Here is a 16,785-nt window from a genome sequence, read left to right as displayed (position 1 = left end):
TTGGGGTCATTGACGGTTGTCAGTTGCCATCATGGCGACCGCGTCTCGGTGGAGACGAACATCGACTTGAGCCAAAAGCGGGATTTTTGACGTAATAAGACGATGTGTGACGTAAATAGTCAAAAGTGACACACATCGCTAGATGAGTTTCACGCCATGTCGCCCTCGGAATGGCCAAGAGTCGGCCGCAGCAGCGGTCTGCCATCGACCACCGTTTTCGATTGCTCTCGCCGTCGGCGCCGTTGAGGGATCTCGCCCATTTTGCGAGTTTTTTCGGGTGGTGAACGAGAGTTCCTTATCTCGTTTGCTCTCTGAGTACCCCCCAGTCTCAACACGGGTGCGGGACCGGTCACGCCAAAATTCCGCTGTCGGCATGGCGTGTCGCGATTCATTAATTAGTAGCGATTCATCCCAGCTGAGGCGGCGAGCTTGCTATTTTTGAGCGTGTTGACTCAGTGACAGGGCAAATAGCCAGAGCATTGACGGTGTTTTAGGACCCCGGTAGGTTGGGGGGCGTCGATTCGTCCCAAGGAAAACGCAGCTACAACCTGTTTTTGGGCTCGAGAACGAGATGGTTGGCAGGGGTTTTTTGATAGGGACACATATGTCACGCATGATCGGTTGTTTGGCTTTCTTGTTGTGTCACTCGATTCTGGTGACGAGTCACGCGGAGACCTGGAGCGACGTCTCGGGAAAGTTCCGAGTGGAAGCGGCGTTTGTGGGCGTCGTGGGTAATCAGGTTCAGTTGAAGAAGGCAGATGGCCGGGTGATCAACGTTCCGATCGCGAAACTTGACGCGGCCAGCATCGCCCAAGCAAAACGATTGCATGAACAAGCGAACGCTTCGGTCAAACCAACAGCGCGAGTTGCGGAGGAAGCAGCAGTTGCGACTGCCGAGTCTTCGGCTGCGTCTCTTGGTCAGGACCCTACGATCGAGGACACGCTCAACGTTCTCAACAGAACTCGCTACGCCGACCCGGCCATTTTTTGGGACTTATTGCCTCGGACATATCGTCGCGATGTCAACGAATTGGTGCGATTGTTTGCCAAGTCGTGTGATGCGGAAACCTGGAATGCGGTCGTCGGATTGGTTCGCAAGGTCCATCGTTTATTCGATGAGAAAGAAGACCGGATTGTAGGTAGTCCGGCGGTTCCAGCCGCTCAGAAAGAGGATGTTCGCCAAGTTCTCGTTGTCACCGGCCCGGTATTGCAGGCGATTCTGAGCAGCGACCTGGCGGAGCGTGGGGCGATGCAATCCTTCGACGGGGACCAATTTTTTCAATCGCAGTACCCCGAATTGAAGAAGCAAGTGATCGAGTTTGCGGAAGTGGTCGACAAGATGCAGCCGGATGGTTTCGCGGCACAGAAGTTTGATTTCACAATGCAATTGGTGTCCGTCGACGGGGACACCGCCGTTGTCAACGCAACTTCCCCGACGCAACAGAAAGAAATGCGTTTTCGACGAATCGAAGATCGGTGGCTGCCGGAGGAATTGTTGGATCGGTGGTCGACCGATATGACGGCTGCCAAGCGGGCGTTGGAGGCACTCCAATCCGACGAGGGTCGGGAAGCCATGACAGGAATCAATCAGGCGATTTCCATGGTCTCCGGCATGCTCGATCCGCTCTTGGAGGCGAAGACTCAGGAGGAGTTCGAAAGCGGCGCAATGAGTTTAGCGGTGTTTGTGCAGTTCTTAAAAGCGAGCACGGGCGCGTCCGAGCGATAAGCGACCGCCCGTCATCGCCGCTGGGGCACACCGCCGCGTCGTTTTCTTACCCGAGTGCTATTTAGGCGGCGGCACCTTTTGTTCCAAACGAAGCGGTGATCAAGGGGCGGCAACGAATCGCTTGATCCGTGCGTTCTGATTCAGGTGCCTCGGCGGTCGGGGGGGATTGGTGGCACTGCGCACGTTCGTTGTTGGGAAGCTGACAACGGCCGGGTCTTGTCGGGCGAGACTTCTGCTAAGATTGACCCCCGACAGCGAATGAACGATTCACCAATGTCCGCAAGGAGTCAGCCCTGTGCAGTCCTTTTTTAATCTGTACTTCGACGATCCGCTGTTAAATATGGCGACAGTTCTGGTCGCGGGGATCATCGGCGGCGAGATTTTCGCGATGATGCGGCTACCGAAGGTGACCGGATGGATCGCCACGGGAATTCTGTTGCGGATGTTGGCTCTACCTGGGATGAACACCACGGTGGACCCGGGCTGTTTGGACCGGTTTCTTCCTTATATGCACTTTGTGTTAGGGTTCATCGCGTTCACGGTGGGGGCCACCCTGTATTTCGCGAGTCTGCGCAATACCGGGAAACGGATCGGTTTGCTGCTTCTGGGAGAACTGCTTCTCACACCCCTGGTCGTCGGATTATTGCTGTACTTTCTCGGGCCGTTGGTTCCCGGAGGCGACGTGATGACGGCGAAGCCCGCTCTCGTCCTCGCAGCGATCGCGATTGCGGGGGCGCCGGGGACGACGGTGTTGGTGATTCAGGAAGCGCGAGCTCGTGGGATCTTGACCCGTACGTTACTCGCAGCGATCGGACTGATCGACATGATCGCGGTCGCCGTGTTTGTGTTCATCACGACAATTTTGGGTGACGAATCGGGTATGTCGCATGCGTTACAAAGCGTTGTGTTTCAGTTCACCGTGACGTTTCTGATCGGTGGCGGCTGTGGCGTGATCGCGATCGTGCTAACACGGACCTTGGTCAGTCCGGCATTTTTAGGCCCAACGATGGTCGCGGTCATTTTGGGTTCCTGGGGGTTTGCTGCAGGGTTTGGAACCTCGGGTGGAATTTTGGCGTGTACGTTTGCGGGCATCGTCGTCACGAATCTCCGCCACGACTTGGTGCGTTCCGGGGAAGCCTACCTGCAAACGATCGGCGGCGCTCTGTTCGCCTTGTTTTATACCTTCGCGGGCATGCGATTGGATTTCGGATTGGTGCCGCAGGCGGCGGCCTTGGTCGGGTTGTACTTCGTTGCCCGATTGATCGGAAAGTGCGTCAGTGCTTTCACTGCCATGTCGCTGGCCGGAGTGACCGCCAACGTTCGTGGATACCTGGGCGTGTCGCTGTTGCCGCACGGGGGTGTTGCGGTTGGATTGATCCTGTTGGTGTCGGGTGAGAACTCAGGGTTTAGCGAAGAGGTCCGGACGTTGGTCAACACCGTAGGATTGTCGGCGCTCGCCATCAATCAATTACTCGGTCCGAGTGCGACACGATTCGCGTTGGAACGATCAGGCGAAGCGTTCAAGGACCGCGCGAGATTGTTGGACTTCCTGCAAGAGCATCGCATTACTGTCGGGTTGAATGGTGACGACCGGGAAGCAACGATTCGTCAATTGACCGCGCAGCTCTATGCGACCTCCAAGATGGATGTTGATCAAGAAGAGTTTGTTCAAAGGGTTTTGGCACGCGACGAAGAACATTCGACCTGCCTCGGTAGCGGACTGATGATTCCGCACGCAATTTTGGAGGAAGGGGAAGGTCACGAAATTCGGGGTGTGCTCGGGATCAGTCCGGAGGGACTGGACTTTGATACTCCCGACGGACGTCTCGTCCACGCGGTGTTGCTGTTGGCGACCCCGGAAATTGAACGCACACGCCATTTGCAAGTGCTTTCGGCATTCGCCACGGCGATCACACGCGACGCCAACTTGGTCGAGCAGCTGTACCACGCCCGCAGTCCCGCGCACGCCTACGAAATTCTTCACGCCGACAAACACGCCGATATCAATTACTTCCTCGAAGAGGCGGCCGATCAAGCCGGTTTACGGGGAATCTAAGCGGATAGCCGCGAGACCGTGGGTAGCCGCGATACTGTGGGCGGATGGGAAACCGCGGGTGTCGCGTCGAGAATGTTGGTTTTGTGTATGCGTTGGTTGGTTGGTTGGTTTGACCGACCGACCGCTCAACCGGTTCGGTTCACGGTTTGGCTGCGCGAAAATTCTTGCGGTAGGCTAAAGGGGTCAGGCCGGTGACTTCGCGGAACCTTTTGGTGAAATGGCTTTGGTCGTAGAAGCCGGTTGCGTTGCTAACGTCGGCGACGGAATAATCGGTCTGGGTCAAAAGTCGCCGCGCGTGTTCGACGCGGCGGGCGAGTAAGAACTGAGTGGGTGTCATCCGCAGCAGCTCGCGGAAGCGTTGGTTGAAGTGGGTAGCCGACAACCCCGCCCGCGCCGCCATCTCTTTCATCGAGATCGATTGAGTGAAGTTCGATTCGATAAACTCGATCGCGGGGGTGAGTTCACGAAAGCTTTGCTTCTGTTCCTCCGGTGTGTTGATGGGGTACATCACCCCCGCGACTCCGATCACGCTCCCTTGAGGATCATGGAGGGGCGTCTTGGTGGATTTGTACCAGTGCGGCGTGCCGCGAATGTGGGGCACCAGCCAGACTTGATTGGCGATTGTGACGCCGCCTTCCATCACCCTGCGGTCTTCTTGGTGATAGGCTTCGGCGAGCGTGGGGGGCTGGAAGTCGGCGTCTGTTTTGCCGAGCAGATCTTCATCGCTGTTAAGTCCAAACACGTCGCGGAGCACGGGGCGGTTGACGGCGATATACCGATGCTTCGCGTCCTTGGCGTAGAAATAGACGGTCGGCAGATAGCGGAATAGTTCGATTACGTCCGCCGCGCTGGGATGCCGTGCGAAGAAGCCAGAGGCAAAAGGATGTGAGGTCGAGGGAGTATTGGTCATCGTCAAATTGTACCAAAAAACGCTCGCGTAGTTACAAGACTCACATTGTCCTTTCTCTAGAATGCGGGTACTCGATGGAGACGGTAGGTCACGTTATTGCCTAGGAAGCGGCGGTTTCCTTCCCGTCGCCATCCTCCCGTCCAGACTTGGTCACCCCGTGACCGCGTTCCCGCCTCTTCCTTACTGAAGCGTCAATATCTATGGATTTCATTCGGAGCATCTCTGTACGTTTCATCACCCCGGTCGCGATCGCAATCGTTGGATTGGGGATTTGGAATCCGGTTCGTGCTGAGATCGATTTCAACAGTGATGTGCGACCGATTCTTTCGGACAAGTGTTTTAAGTGTCATGGACCTGATGCGGCGAACCAGGAGTCGGAATTTCGAGTGGATTCGTTTGAGCACGCGACGGCCGATCTCGGTGGTTACTTCGGGATCGTGCCGGGCGATTTGGATGCCAGCGAGGTGCACCTGCGGATTCACGATGAAGACAGCCCGATGCCGCCAGCGGGCGATCTCAAGAAGCTGACGGCGGACGAAAAGGCAATTTTGGATCGATGGATTTCCGAAGGTGCCAAGTTCGCCGCTCACTGGGCATTCGTGCCGCTTCCCGAATCGGTCGAGGTTCCAGACGCCGGAGACAATTGGGCGGAAAACCCGATCGACCGTTTCGTCGCGAACGTGGTCAAAGGAAAAGGTTTGACACACGCGGCGCCGGCCAGTCGTGAAAAATGGATCCGGCGGGTCACGTTTGATTTGACCGGGTTGCCCCCAACCGTGGCGGAGATTCGCGAGTTCGTGCAAGACGAATCCAACGATGCGTATGAAAAGGTGGTCGATCGTTTGTTGCAAAGCGCCGCGTGTGCAGAACGATTGACGAGCGAGTGGTTAGACGTTGCCCGATATGGTGACACGTATGGTTATCAGCGTGATGACGAACGTTTTGTTTGGCCGTATCGAGATTGGGTGATCGATTCCTTCCACCGCAATATGCCCTATGACGAATTCGTGACCTGGCAACTTGCGGGAGACTTGCTACCGGACGCAACCCGGGACCAGAAACTCGCTACCACGTTCAACCGATTGCACTCGCACAAGAAAGAAGGTGGTGTGGCGATCGAAGAGTTCCGCGTCGAGAACGTCGCCGACCGGACGCACACTGTCGGCGCCGCGTTCCTGGGGTTAACGATGGAGTGTTGTCGATGTCACGACCACAAATACGATCCGCTGACGGCGGAGGACTACTATTCGATGTCGGCGTTCTTTGACGACATCGACGAAAACGGATTGATCTCTTACTTCACTGACGCGGTTCCGACACCCGCGATGCCCTTCGCTGATGAGGAGCAACAGGCCGTGATCGATTCGGCGGAAGCCAACGTGAAAGCCGCCGAAGCCAGATTGCGAGAGCACATCGACTCAGGTCTCGACGAATTTTTCGAAGCATGGCTGTCGATGCGTCGCACGTTGGAGCCGATCCCGGGACACGTCGTCGGATTGTCGATGGACGAATTGGAAAAAGCAGAAGGTGGCGATCTCACATCGGAAACGGGTGCCAAGCTGTCACCGGACAAGGTTCACAGACTCCGCAATCAAGCCGCTCCAAACCAGGACGACAAGTTCGCGTTAACGTTTACCGAAAACAAGCACGTCGATGGCAAGTTCGGTAAAGCGATTGAGCTGACGGGAGATGACTCGATCTTCATGCCGGGTGAAGGACACTTCGAACGCCACGATCCGTTCTCGATGTCGCTCTGGATCTGGTCTCCGGAGGTGGAAACACGCGGCGTTCTGATTCGTCGCTCTCGCGGTTGGGATGACGCCGGATCGATCGGGTACGAGCTGACACGCGAAGGAAACAAGCTTGTCGCAAAACTCTGTCATTTTTGGCCCGGTGACGCGATCGCAATCGAAACGACCGATGAATTGGTTGCGAAGAAATGGACGCATGTCGCGATGGTCTATGACGGTTCGAGTCGAGCCGATGGGCTGCAGATTTTCATCGACGGGAAACCCGCCGCGACTCGAGTCGTCGTCGATCACCTGACCCGCAACATCACGCAGTGGCGCGACGGTTATCCCGACTTGGCGATCGGAGAACGCTATCGTGACCGCGGCTTCGTCGGCGGACGTGTGGATCAGTTCGATGCGTTCGATCGGCAACTCAGCGAACTTGAGATCGCCCAGCTTTATGATGGTCAATCGTTGTTTGCAAGTTTGATTCGGCCTCGTGATCAGCTTTCTGAAGCGGATCGAACCGCCTTGCGGGACTACTATGTTTTAGCCGTAAACGAAAAGTCACGGGCGCTTCGCAAAGAACTGCGGGAGGCTCGCGTTGCACTGAACAAAGTAATCGATGCGACACCCGCGATCACGGTGATGCGGGAAAGTGCCACGCCACGCCAAGCTTATTTGCTCGAACGCGGCGTCTATGACCAACGCGGCAAACCGGTTGATCCACGCACGCCCGAGTTTTTACCGCCGATGGACGTGAGTCTGCCTCGCAATCGGCTCGGGTTCGCCCGCTGGCTGACGCATCCCGATCATCCGTTAACCGCTCGAGTGACGGTAAACCGTTATTGGCAAATGATGTTCGGCACCGGATTGGTTCGCACATCCGAAGACTTTGGCAACCAAAGCGAACCGCCGTCGCACCCCAACTTGCTCGATTGGTTAGCCCGTGACTTTGTCAATTCGGGTTGGGACGTTCGCCATCTGCTTCGTCAGATCGCATTGTCAGTGACCTACGGTCAGACCAGCGTGGTATCTCAGGAAGAACGCGAGAAGGATCCCGAAAACAAATATCTCGCACGAGGAACCGGGCAACGTTTATCGGCCGAAATGATCCGCGACAACATGTTGGCGGCGAGCGGATTGCTCGTTAACCAAGTCGGTGGACCGCCCGTAAAAACCTACGATGTGGCGTTGGCGTATAACCCATTGGAGGTCGATAAGGGTGAGAAGCTCTATCGTCGTAGTCTCTACACGTTCTGGAAGCGAACGTCACCTGCGCCGGTGATGATGACGTTGAACACGCCGACACGCGAAGTATGTCGATTACGACGTGAGATCACGTCAACGCCGCTGCAAGCACTCGTGTTGATGAACGGTTCGCAGTTCGTGGAAGCCGCACGAGTGATGGCGGGCAATCTGCTCAATGAGCACGGTGATGGCGTTCGCGAAATGGCGAGCGACGCGTTTGAGCGTTTGACGAGCCGCCGCCCAACCGATCGTGAAACGGAGATTCTGATTCAATTGTTCGACGAACAGTTGCAAGGTTTCCAGGAGAATCCCGAGCAAGCCAAGGAGTTCCTCGGCGTGGGACCGGCCAAACCGACTACCGAACAAACACCCGCCGAATTGGCTGCCGCGACGGTGTTGGTCAGTTCGATCATGAACCTCGACGAATGCGTGAGGCACCAATGAGCGTTCCCACTAACCTTCCACTACCCACTCAGCCGCAAGAGAAATCGATGAAGACTAACGTTTGCACTGGATTTGACGCCACGTCGTTGTCGCGTCGGCAATGGCTCGGCCGATTCGGCTATGGCCTGGGTTCGATGGCACTCGCGGAGTTGTTGCATGCGGACAAAGCGATCGGGGCACCGTCGGCGGTCATGCCGGAAACCCATTTTCCGCCGAAAGCGAAACGGATCATCTTTCTGTTTCAGTCGGGGGCCCCGTCACAAATGGACTTGCTCGACTACAAACCAAAGCTCAACGAAGTCAACGGGCAAGAACTGCCCGCTTCGGTTCGGATGGGGCAGCGACTGACGGGCATGAGTGCCCACCAAGCCTCGTTTCCATTGGTCGGTTCGCCGTTCAAGTTTGCGCAGCATGGAGAGAGTGGACACTGGATGAGTGAGCTGTTGCCGCACACTTCGAAGGTCGCCGATGATTTGTGCGTGATCAAGTCGCTCAATACTGAAGCGATCAACCACGGTCCAGGTGTCACGATGATGCAAACGGGATCTCAATTCCCCGGCCGTCCAAGCATGGGGGCGTGGTCATGGTACGGACTCGGCAGCGAGAATGAAGACCTGCCCGCCTTCGTCGTGATGGTCTCGAGCAAACGGGGCGGACAACCGCTGACGGCCCAGCTTTGGGGCAGCGGTTTCTTGCCGGGCAAATACGACGGTGTCGAGCTGCGAGCGGACAAGGACGCGGTCTTGTATCTGAACAGCCCCGCGGGTATCGACCGTGTCAGTCGCCGCAAAGCTCTCGATCGGATTGGCGAACTGCATCAGCTGCAACTCGAAGCCACCGGAGACCCTGCGATCGAAAACCGGATCACGCAATATGAGATGGCTTTTCGCATGCAGACGTCGATCCCGGAAGTGACGGACGTTTCCGGCGAGACAAAAGAGACTCTCGCGTTGTACGGTAACGAAGTTTCGACGCCGGGAACCTATGCGGCGAACTGTTTGCGGGCGAGACGTTTGGCACAAAAAGGGGTGCGTTTTATCCAGTTGTACCAGCCCGGATGGGATCAACACGCGGGGTTGCCCGGCGGACTTAGGAACCAGTGCCGGATGACAGATCAACCGACCGCCGGTTTGATCCAGGACCTTAAGAACCACGGCATGCTCGATGACACATTGGTCATATGGGGCGGTGAGTTCGGACGGACGTGTTACAGTCAAGGAAAGATCACCCCGGGCAGTTTCGGTCGCGATCATCATCCGCGTTGCTTCACGATGTGGATGGCCGGTGGCGGCGTCAATGCCGGACATTCGCACGGTGAAACGGATGAATTCAGTTACAATGTTATCAACGACGGCGTGCACATCCACGACTTCCATGCCACCATCTTGCGTCTGATGGGAATCGATCACGAGCGATTGACCTATCGGTACCAAGGCCGCGATTTCCGACTGACCGATGTCCACGGACACGTGGTTGATGATCTGATCGGGTGACCCTTTCTCTTCCGCAACTAGAAGCCAAACGTTGGAGACTTTCGAGCAAATCTGGGAAACGTCGCGGACGAATGATTACTCGTGGGGGTATTCCTATGTCGTTTGGTCGGGCGTAGCGTTGTTGGTGCTCTTGTCATTGGTTCGACACAAGGTCATCCGCCGCGTTTTGAAACTGGTCGTGATCGCTGGGGGCACGATGCTCGCGACGCATTGGTCTGCGGCAGAGATTCACGAAAAGTGGCGCCTTCGCCGAGAATGGGCAGACATGCATCCTGATCGGATGACCCAGGATGGGATGGAGGCATTGACGATCGACGGGGCCAATCTGACGATGGGGCCACTGATCTTTGGTGTCGGTGCGATAATCACGTTGCTCGGCGTCGCGACATTGCTTTTTTTTGTACGGCTAGTCGTCGTCCATGTTCGCGCCCCGACGCCGCAGTCGGATACCGATGTGACCGACGCCGTCGAGCCCCCGATCGAAACCGGAAACCCATACCAACCGCCGGCTTAGGCTGGTAGGCAGGAGTCTCGTGGGATATTGGCCGCTGAGGATGAACCGCGGTTGAGACGTTCAACCGGGGATAGCACCGGATTGTGAAAGGTGCGTTGCATCCGCGAACCCTGCTTTTGTGCCTTTTGTTTGATTACACCTGCTGAATCTCGCAACTGCGAAACACGCCGACCAGAAATTTGGCGTAGGATGTTTCCTCTCTTTCATTGCGAATCGCGATAAAGTGGAATCACGCCATGATTCCGTCAGACTGATTGACGCTACTTTTCTCTGAATTTGGATTCTTCCGATGACTGTTTTTGATCTTTGGTTGCCGATCGTGCTTTCCGGACTCGCGACGCACATCCTCAGCACGTTGAACTGGATGGTGTTTCCGCACCACAAGCCCGAATGGCAAAAGCTGCCCGCGGAGGATCAGCTTCAAGACATGGTCGTCCTGGAAAAGATTCCGGCAGGGCAATACATGCTGCCTTTCACTGATCGTCCTGAAGAGATGAAATCCGAAGCGTTTCAAGGCAAGCAAGCGAAATGCACCGGCATGCTGATTTTGTGGGAAAGGCCCATCAACATGATGTCGGCGATCGGAAAGACAATCGCTTTCTTCATGGTCGCCGCATTCGTGATCGGGTATCTCGCTTCTCTCGCGTTGGCTCCAGGGGCATCATTCGGGACAGTTATGCAGTTTGTCGTCACGGCTGGTTTGCTCACGCACTGTGCCGCGCACTTCCCTCACGTGTTTTGGTTTAAGCGACGGATCGCGATGGAGTTGCTCGACGGTGTCGTGTATGCGGTCGTCACGGGATTGATCTTCGCGATTGTTTGGCCGTCGGCGTAACCGAACGCGGTGCCCATTGACTCGTCGCCCGTGATCAATTTCCGACTGCCCTCCGCCAGAGATTGATCGCCCGGGTTTGATTTTGGCCGGTCCAGGCGGGGTCAAACGGTGGCCCGCCTCCGTAGTGGCTACGTAGCAGATAGTCACACATCGCCCGTTGGCCTAGCGATTGCCCGGCGAGCCCGATCATCAACAGCTCGATTTGGACCGGGCTGAGTCCAATCCTTTGACGTAAATTCTCACACATCTGTTTGACTTGCGCCACCGTGCGGGGAGACTGTATCACTCGGCTGACGCCTGCCCAAATCGCCTCGTAACGCGGGTCCCAAGCGGGCGTTTCCAACAATCTCGCCAACGCCGCATTGCGAATTTCTGGTTCGGTTCGGCTGAACAATCGGGCGAGGTGTTGATCGGACAGTGTGGCCTGCCACATCGCGAGTGTGGCAAGCGTCCGCGCGTCGTTTGCGTTCCTGCTAGGAAGCGACGCGAGCATCTTGGTCCGCCCCGCTACGTCGGTTAATAGATTGTCAGACGTGGATAGCTGAGCGAGCACAACGTTGGTGACGGGAATCGTATCGATCGGCCGGTTCACCCAACCCGGCATCCGCTTCACTTTGCCTTCGATGCGCGGTTCCGCGTTGGGCGATAGAACCAGCAAGCTGTCTTCGAAAGCATTCCCTTGGATCGATACCGTGCCTGAATGAATCTCAACGGCAAACCCTTCCAGTTGGTGCCCGATCACGACGGAACCGTCGGTGTCCCATCGCAGTTTCGCGACCGGTTGGCTGGCCGAACGCAAGTCGATGACCGTTCCCGATAGGATGTCGGCTAATGCGACCGATCCGTGCTGGACATCGATCACGCAGGAAGCTGTCGGTTGATCTGTCGTGAGATCGACATCACCTTGCAGTTCGATTTTCGAGTCTGACGCGAGGACCAGACGGCCATTCTGTTGGACCTTGGCTTCGGCACGTGATAGCGGCAGCGTAACCACGTTGAATGATCGACGGTCGTTTGCATCGTTCAACGAGATGGTCGATTCCGCGAGCGCCGACCAAGTTTCACCCCGACTGTAATCACGATTTTCGGGTTCGTCGTTTTGGCTCGCGGCCAATCCAGTGATACGAGTCCAAACCAACTCGTTGAGCGGCGTTGCGACGGGAGTGGGGGTACGTGTTGTCGGGACGCTTGAAGGTGTCGGCGTGATAGCAACTCTGTCGTCCGTGTCGCGGTTGGTATCATTCGATTCCCGCATCGACGGCATTGGAGTCGCGACGTCCGTCGGATCGAGGGCGGGCGGCGGAGGAGACTCAACGATTTCAATGTTCTGCGTGTTGTCTTCCGGTAGTTGTTCGGGGGGAATGATGTAGGGGAGTTCGCCGGTGTTACCCTTGTCGGGGTCAGGGCTGCTAGCGATCTGGTTGTCAGACGGCGCCGAGTCGTTGCTCGGACGCGCGTAGATCAATGCCAGCCAAACGGCCGCGGTCGCAGCAACCGCTGCGGCAATCCAGAGGCCGCGTGATTGAGATCGACGTCGAGAGCGGCGGATTGGGGACGCGTCGGGCTGGACAGGTTGAATATCGGGGACGGTCGTCGTGACTGATTGTGAAATCGCGTCTTGTGTCGCGTCAGAGACTTCCGGTGATTCGACGTTACCGGTCGCCGCGACGCTCGGTGGCCCCATCTTGAGGAGGCGTTCGGCGAGCGATTTGGAAATATTGGTCGTTTCGGTTTGGGACTCCTGTTTCGCCTTCACTGCAGCGACCAGTTCCGCGATGACGCTGTTGTCGACTTGGACGGCACTGAGGACCAATCGAGCTTCGTCGTCCGAGGCGTTTCCATCGGCAAACGCCGCCACGGTTCCGATCGGGATGATCGGCGAGCGGGCATCGGTGGAAGGGGCCTCTTGACGAATGTCGCTTGCAACCAACGAGACGATTTCGCTCAACGTGCGCACCGACCCCCTGTCTCCGCGAGTATCGCTGAGATGTCGGTGAATCGTGGTCAGGAGCGTTTGTTGGTTCACGAAATGCTTGGGGGCGGTCGAAGCGTTGAAGTAGGTGTTGGGGAGTGCCGCGGTGAATGGTGTTCTACGACGAGTCGAACGTATCCGGTTCCAGGTTTTTTCTGAGCCGTTCTTCGGCGCGGCGAAGGGTCACGCCGATCGAACCGATCGGCATGTTCAGCCGCTTGCTGATTTCGGCGTACGATTGGCTTTCGAGATGGAACAGACGGACCACCTGTTGTTGCTTCTCGGGCAGCTCAGCGAGAGTTTCGAGTAATCGTTGCTGTTGTTCTTTGCGAATGATTCGCCGAACGGGTTCGTCATCGCCACTCGCCGCTGAGTCCAACGAGTCTTCCTGCTCGTTGCCAGATCCGTCGATACGTTTGCGGGCGAATCCTCGCGTTGCACAACGCGTCGCGACCACTGCTAGGTACGTGACGAGCGATGATCGGCCTTCGTATGCCTGCAGCGCCGCGGCATCGTTCGCCAAGATCACCGCAAAAACATCCGCGGTCGCGTCGTCCACCGCGTCATCATCGTTGCCATGTCCAAAAGCCACCGCGACGTCCGCAACGCGGCTGCGAACGATCCGTCCGAACCGCGTGACGAAGTCTTCCCAGGCGATTGCGTCACCGCGCAGCAGTCGATCGACCAACGCACGATCGTCTTCGTGCGAGGCGGGTGCGTCGACATCCCTGCAGCCGGCAGAGCTGGTTCGCTGCAACTTGAAAGGCCTGAAATTCGATCGAAAAGGATTAAACCGCGATTGAGATCTGTCGCTCAAACGTGGCGTCAACCGATGGTACACGATCCGGGCACCTGTGACGGGAGGCTAATTGAAACGCCCGGTCCCTCTCCTATAGCATCGGTTTAGGTTCTAACGGATGACACGCGTCGTCTTTCACTTTGTGAGTGAGTGTCAATGCACTCTTTCACGCCGTGAAAGGCAACCGTCTTGCGTTTCATCAGTCGTCGCTGAGGTAGATCGCGACCACATCGAATCGGTCGACGAACAGATCGTCAAAACCGTCGGTGAGGATGAAATCGACCACGCCGTCGCGAGCATGGATATCATCGCGTCCTTCGCCGCCGTTGAGGCGATCACGCCCAGCACCGCCGATAAGCACATCGTTACCCGCGTCACCGTTGATTTCGTCACGCCCGTCGCCACCACTCAGTTTGTCGTCGCCGAGACCTCCATGGATCCGGTCATTGCCGCTGCCACCGCGGACGCCATCGTCACCGGCACCACCATGAATCAGATCGTCACCGCCGCCACCGTAGAGAAGGTCGTCGCCCCGCCCCCCAAAAATTTTGTCGTTGCCGTCGCCACCGTAGATGACGTCATGGCCGCGATTGGTGTCCGAAAAGTCGCGGGCGTACACATCAGGATCGACGTAACCTTCCGGATAGCTGTTCGTGGCGTCGCCGAATAGCCAGTCGTCGCCATCGCCGCCTGACAATTCGTCGTTGCCGGAGCCACCGATCACGTAATCGTCACCGTTGCCGGCGTCGATCCGATCATTGCCCGCCCCGCCGAACAGGATATCGACTCCGTTGTTCCCGGCGATGGTGTCGTCGCCGTCGCCGCCTTCGATGTAGTCGCCATGGGCGCCACCGGAGACGTGATCGTTGCCCGCTCCGGCGTGGATCACGTCGTATCCCGGTCCGCCGGCGATTCGATCGGCCTGTTGACTGCCGACGATCACGTCGTTGCCGCGGCCGCCGTTGATACTCGTTGTTTGGCGAACGCTCTCATCGATCGTGACGGTATCGTCGCCGCCGCCGGCGTGGATCTCGATATGCCGAATCATGGCATTCGGGAACTCGGCAACTCTTCCGTCTACCGTCACGACCAGGGTTTGTGTCTCTCGGACGGTGTGAACCGAAATGTCATTGGCTCGATCGTCAGCGTGGACGGTCACGAGTCCATCGGCGAGGACGCCGACCGCGCTGAGCACGTGCCGATCCTCAAACGTTTGGTAAACGAGTCGCCTGCTCGACTTTCGTGGGAATCGGTTGCTGCGTTGGTTTCGAGAGATGCGGCCCATGTTGTTTTCCTCAGAACGGGGATGAAAAGTGTGCTCGGACACCGAACACCCCGTTAGTGACAGGCCAGGCCGCGTTTCTTACAGCTCTTACGGTAATTTTGGAAAAAAGTGGCTGAGGAGTATGAATCGCTCAGATTCGGTCGGTGCGGTGATCTCGCCAGAGGGGGGCGGTCGCTGAATCAAGGCACTGCTTTTGGTCTAGAATTGCCGCAAACAAAAATGTCCGCGGGTTCGAGAATGGAACGACAGCTTTGAATGCAATGAAGGCAAATACGGTTTGGGGGATGCTGCTCATCAGCACGGTCTGTCACACATCAGCGATGGCCCAGGATTCGAAAAGCGTCGACAGGAATGCTTGGAAGAAGAGCGTCGGACGGGCCGGTTTGAGCGGATGGCGAGTCAATGTCATCGCACCGGATCCAAACAATCACGGGCCCGATGGTTTCAACCCGCACGACTGGGACGGAGACGGTGATCTAGACGTCTTGGTCAACTATGAAGAGGGCGGATACAGTCGCCTATACTTTAATCCGGGAAAGAGAGAGGTTCGCTCGCGGTGGACCGAATACATCGAGTTTGCCCAGCATGGGAAGTGTGAAGACTCAGGTATCGGTGACCTCGATCACGATGGCGACATCGACTACGTTGCCAATGGTGGACACGTCTATTTCAATCCCGGCACTGCCGACGTCAAAGATCCCGCAAAGTGGGAGAAGATAACTCTGTTCGAGAATGAGGCACGCGTTCCCGTTATCAGCGACATCGATGGCGACGGTCTCAACGATCTCCTCGTCGGCGCGAACGCATGGTACAAGCAACCCGTCGAAAACAAGCACGACGCTACCCGTTGGCAACGTTACGAACTCGGCAAAGCCAAATGGCCCATGACATGCCTCATCAATGACATCGATGGTGACGGCGACGACGACGTCCTCGTCCAAGAGCGTCGAGTTCAGGGCACGTTCTATTACGAAAACCCCGGCCGAGATAAAGTGACGAAACCTTGGCCCGTCCGAATGATCGATCCGACGAAAGGCGGCATGTTCATGGCACCCGGCGACGTCAACGGGGACGGTCGTCTCGATCTGGTCAAGTGCGGTAAAGAGATTGTGATTTACATCCGCACCAACGATTCCGGATCACCGCAGTACAAAAAGATCAACGTGCCGGTGCCAACCCAGCCTGAGAGCGTGACGGTCAAAGCCAAGCCCAAGGGAGTCGCCCTTCTGGAAATCAACGGCGACGCCGCGCATCCCGAAATCGTGATCATTCCCGAGTACGAAGCGCAGCTTTGGTACTTGACTTTATCGGGCGACGGAATGTCCCCGAGTGACTGGACGAACACACTGATGGACATGCCGAGTCCGGAGTCGCGTAAGAAGATGGATAACGCCTATCTGGTTGACCTCGATGGCGACGGAGACACCGACATTGCCACCACCGAAGAAAACGGAGGTTGGGGTATCATCTGGTTTGAGAATCCGGCAATCGAGTAGCGGAACGGGTTAACACCGATCGGCATCCGCCTTTCTGCGAACGCGTCATTTTTCACGCAGCTCGGTCGCTTGTGACGTCGATCGAATTACTGCGGGATTTCAAAGATAGCGGAACGGCGCAAGCCGTCCGGTGACTCGGGACCGGACGGCTTGCGCCGTTCCGCTAGAAAGAGAACAAAAACAATCGATGTCCCCTTATGGGGCCAGGCAATTGTGACAATTGTATTGCAGAGCGAAACGTGCAAAATTCGAACTTGGGTGTGCGTTGAAAACA

At 56.8% G+C, this 16,785-nt stretch carries 11 protein-coding genes; 7 read left to right on the top strand and 4 right to left on the bottom strand.

Features of this window, described 5'->3' with window-relative positions; translation table 11 throughout:
* The first annotated feature begins 604 nt into the window (after nt 1–604).
* Nucleotides 605–1,726, top strand: coding sequence for an SHD1 domain-containing protein (locus NB063_RS18645; protein WP_250930268.1), 1,122 nt, complete (start codon nt 605–607; stop codon nt 1,724–1,726).
* A 340-nt stretch (nt 1,727–2,066) separates the two neighbouring features.
* A complete protein-coding gene (locus tag NB063_RS18640; protein ID WP_261367456.1) occupies nt 2,067–3,782 on the top strand; it encodes a PTS sugar transporter subunit IIA in 1,716 nt (571 codons plus the stop codon).
* Nucleotides 3,783–3,921: 139 nt separating this feature from the next.
* Here NB063_RS18640 and NB063_RS18635 read toward each other — a convergent pair whose 3' ends face one another.
* Complete coding sequence (locus NB063_RS18635) at nt 3,922–4,692, bottom strand: AraC family transcriptional regulator (protein ID WP_250930266.1); 771 nt, start codon at nt 4,690–4,692, stop codon at nt 3,922–3,924.
* Nucleotides 4,693–4,892: 200 nt separating this feature from the next.
* Here NB063_RS18635 and NB063_RS18630 point away from each other — a divergent pair, with 200 nt between their 5' ends.
* The 4 genes from NB063_RS18630 (at nt 4,893) to NB063_RS18615 (ending at nt 10,959) form a co-directional block, all read left to right on the top strand.
* Nucleotides 4,893–8,117: a DUF1553 domain-containing protein gene (locus tag NB063_RS18630; protein ID WP_250930265.1), complete on the top strand. Its 3,225-nt coding sequence runs from the start codon at nt 4,893–4,895 to the stop codon at nt 8,115–8,117.
* A gap of 47 nt (nt 8,118–8,164) precedes the next feature.
* Complete coding sequence (locus NB063_RS18625; RefSeq protein ID WP_250930264.1) at nt 8,165–9,610, top strand: DUF1501 domain-containing protein; 1,446 nt, start codon at nt 8,165–8,167, stop codon at nt 9,608–9,610.
* A gap of 31 nt (nt 9,611–9,641) precedes the next feature.
* Nucleotides 9,642–10,124 (top strand): hypothetical protein, encoded by a 483-nt coding sequence (locus tag NB063_RS18620; RefSeq protein WP_250930263.1) that lies wholly within the window; start codon nt 9,642–9,644, stop codon nt 10,122–10,124.
* Nucleotides 10,125–10,413: 289 nt separating this feature from the next.
* Entirely contained in the window at nt 10,414–10,959 is a 546-nt protein-coding gene (locus NB063_RS18615; protein ID WP_250930262.1) for a hypothetical protein, read from the top strand.
* A 34-nt stretch (nt 10,960–10,993) separates the two neighbouring features.
* Here NB063_RS18615 and NB063_RS18610 read toward each other — a convergent pair whose 3' ends face one another.
* The 3 genes from NB063_RS18610 to NB063_RS18600 all read right to left on the bottom strand — a co-directional run bounded on the left by NB063_RS18610 (nt 10,994) and on the right by NB063_RS18600 (nt 15,015).
* Nucleotides 10,994–12,985, bottom strand: a complete 1,992-nt coding sequence (locus NB063_RS18610; protein WP_250930261.1) for a hypothetical protein — start codon at nt 12,983–12,985, stop codon at nt 10,994–10,996.
* Between the two features lie 64 nt (nt 12,986–13,049).
* Nucleotides 13,050–13,688 (bottom strand): RNA polymerase sigma factor, encoded by a 639-nt coding sequence (locus tag NB063_RS18605; protein WP_250930260.1) that lies wholly within the window; start codon nt 13,686–13,688, stop codon nt 13,050–13,052.
* Nucleotides 13,689–13,929: 241 nt separating this feature from the next.
* Nucleotides 13,930–15,015, bottom strand: coding sequence for a calcium-binding protein (locus NB063_RS18600; protein WP_250930259.1), 1,086 nt, complete (start codon nt 15,013–15,015; stop codon nt 13,930–13,932).
* A 260-nt stretch (nt 15,016–15,275) separates the two neighbouring features.
* Here NB063_RS18600 and NB063_RS18595 point away from each other — a divergent pair, with 260 nt between their 5' ends.
* Nucleotides 15,276–16,511, top strand: coding sequence for an FG-GAP repeat domain-containing protein (locus tag NB063_RS18595; RefSeq protein ID WP_250930272.1), 1,236 nt, complete (start codon nt 15,276–15,278; stop codon nt 16,509–16,511).
* Nucleotides 16,512–16,785: the final 274 nt, after the last annotated feature.

Source organism: Aporhodopirellula aestuarii, from assembly GCF_023701485.1.
GTDB classification, from domain to species: Bacteria; Planctomycetota; Planctomycetia; order Pirellulales; family Pirellulaceae; genus Rhodopirellula; species Rhodopirellula aestuarii.
The sequence above is the reverse complement of the archived record's forward strand: the minus strand, read 5'-3'. Positions and strand labels throughout refer to the sequence as shown.

Bases quoted from the DNA above. Each gene is read 5' to 3' on its own strand.
- NB063_RS18645 (WP_250930268.1), top strand. From the start codon at position 605: ATGTCACGCATGATCGGTTGTTTGGCTTTCTTGTTGTGTCACTCGATT.
- NB063_RS18640 (WP_261367456.1), top strand. From the start codon at position 2,067: ATGGCGACAGTTCTGGTCGCGGGGATCATCGGCGGCGAGATTTTCGCG.
- NB063_RS18635 (WP_250930266.1), bottom strand. From the start codon at position 4,692: ATGACCAATACTCCCTCGACCTCACATCCTTTTGCCTCTGGCTTCTTC.
- NB063_RS18630 (WP_250930265.1), top strand. From the start codon at position 4,893: ATGGATTTCATTCGGAGCATCTCTGTACGTTTCATCACCCCGGTCGCG.
- NB063_RS18625 (WP_250930264.1), top strand. From the start codon at position 8,165: ATGAAGACTAACGTTTGCACTGGATTTGACGCCACGTCGTTGTCGCGT.
- NB063_RS18615 (WP_250930262.1), top strand. From the start codon at position 10,414: ATGACTGTTTTTGATCTTTGGTTGCCGATCGTGCTTTCCGGACTCGCG.
- NB063_RS18600 (WP_250930259.1), bottom strand. From the start codon at position 15,015: ATGGGCCGCATCTCTCGAAACCAACGCAGCAACCGATTCCCACGAAAG.
- NB063_RS18595 (WP_250930272.1), top strand. From the start codon at position 15,276: ATGAAGGCAAATACGGTTTGGGGGATGCTGCTCATCAGCACGGTCTGT.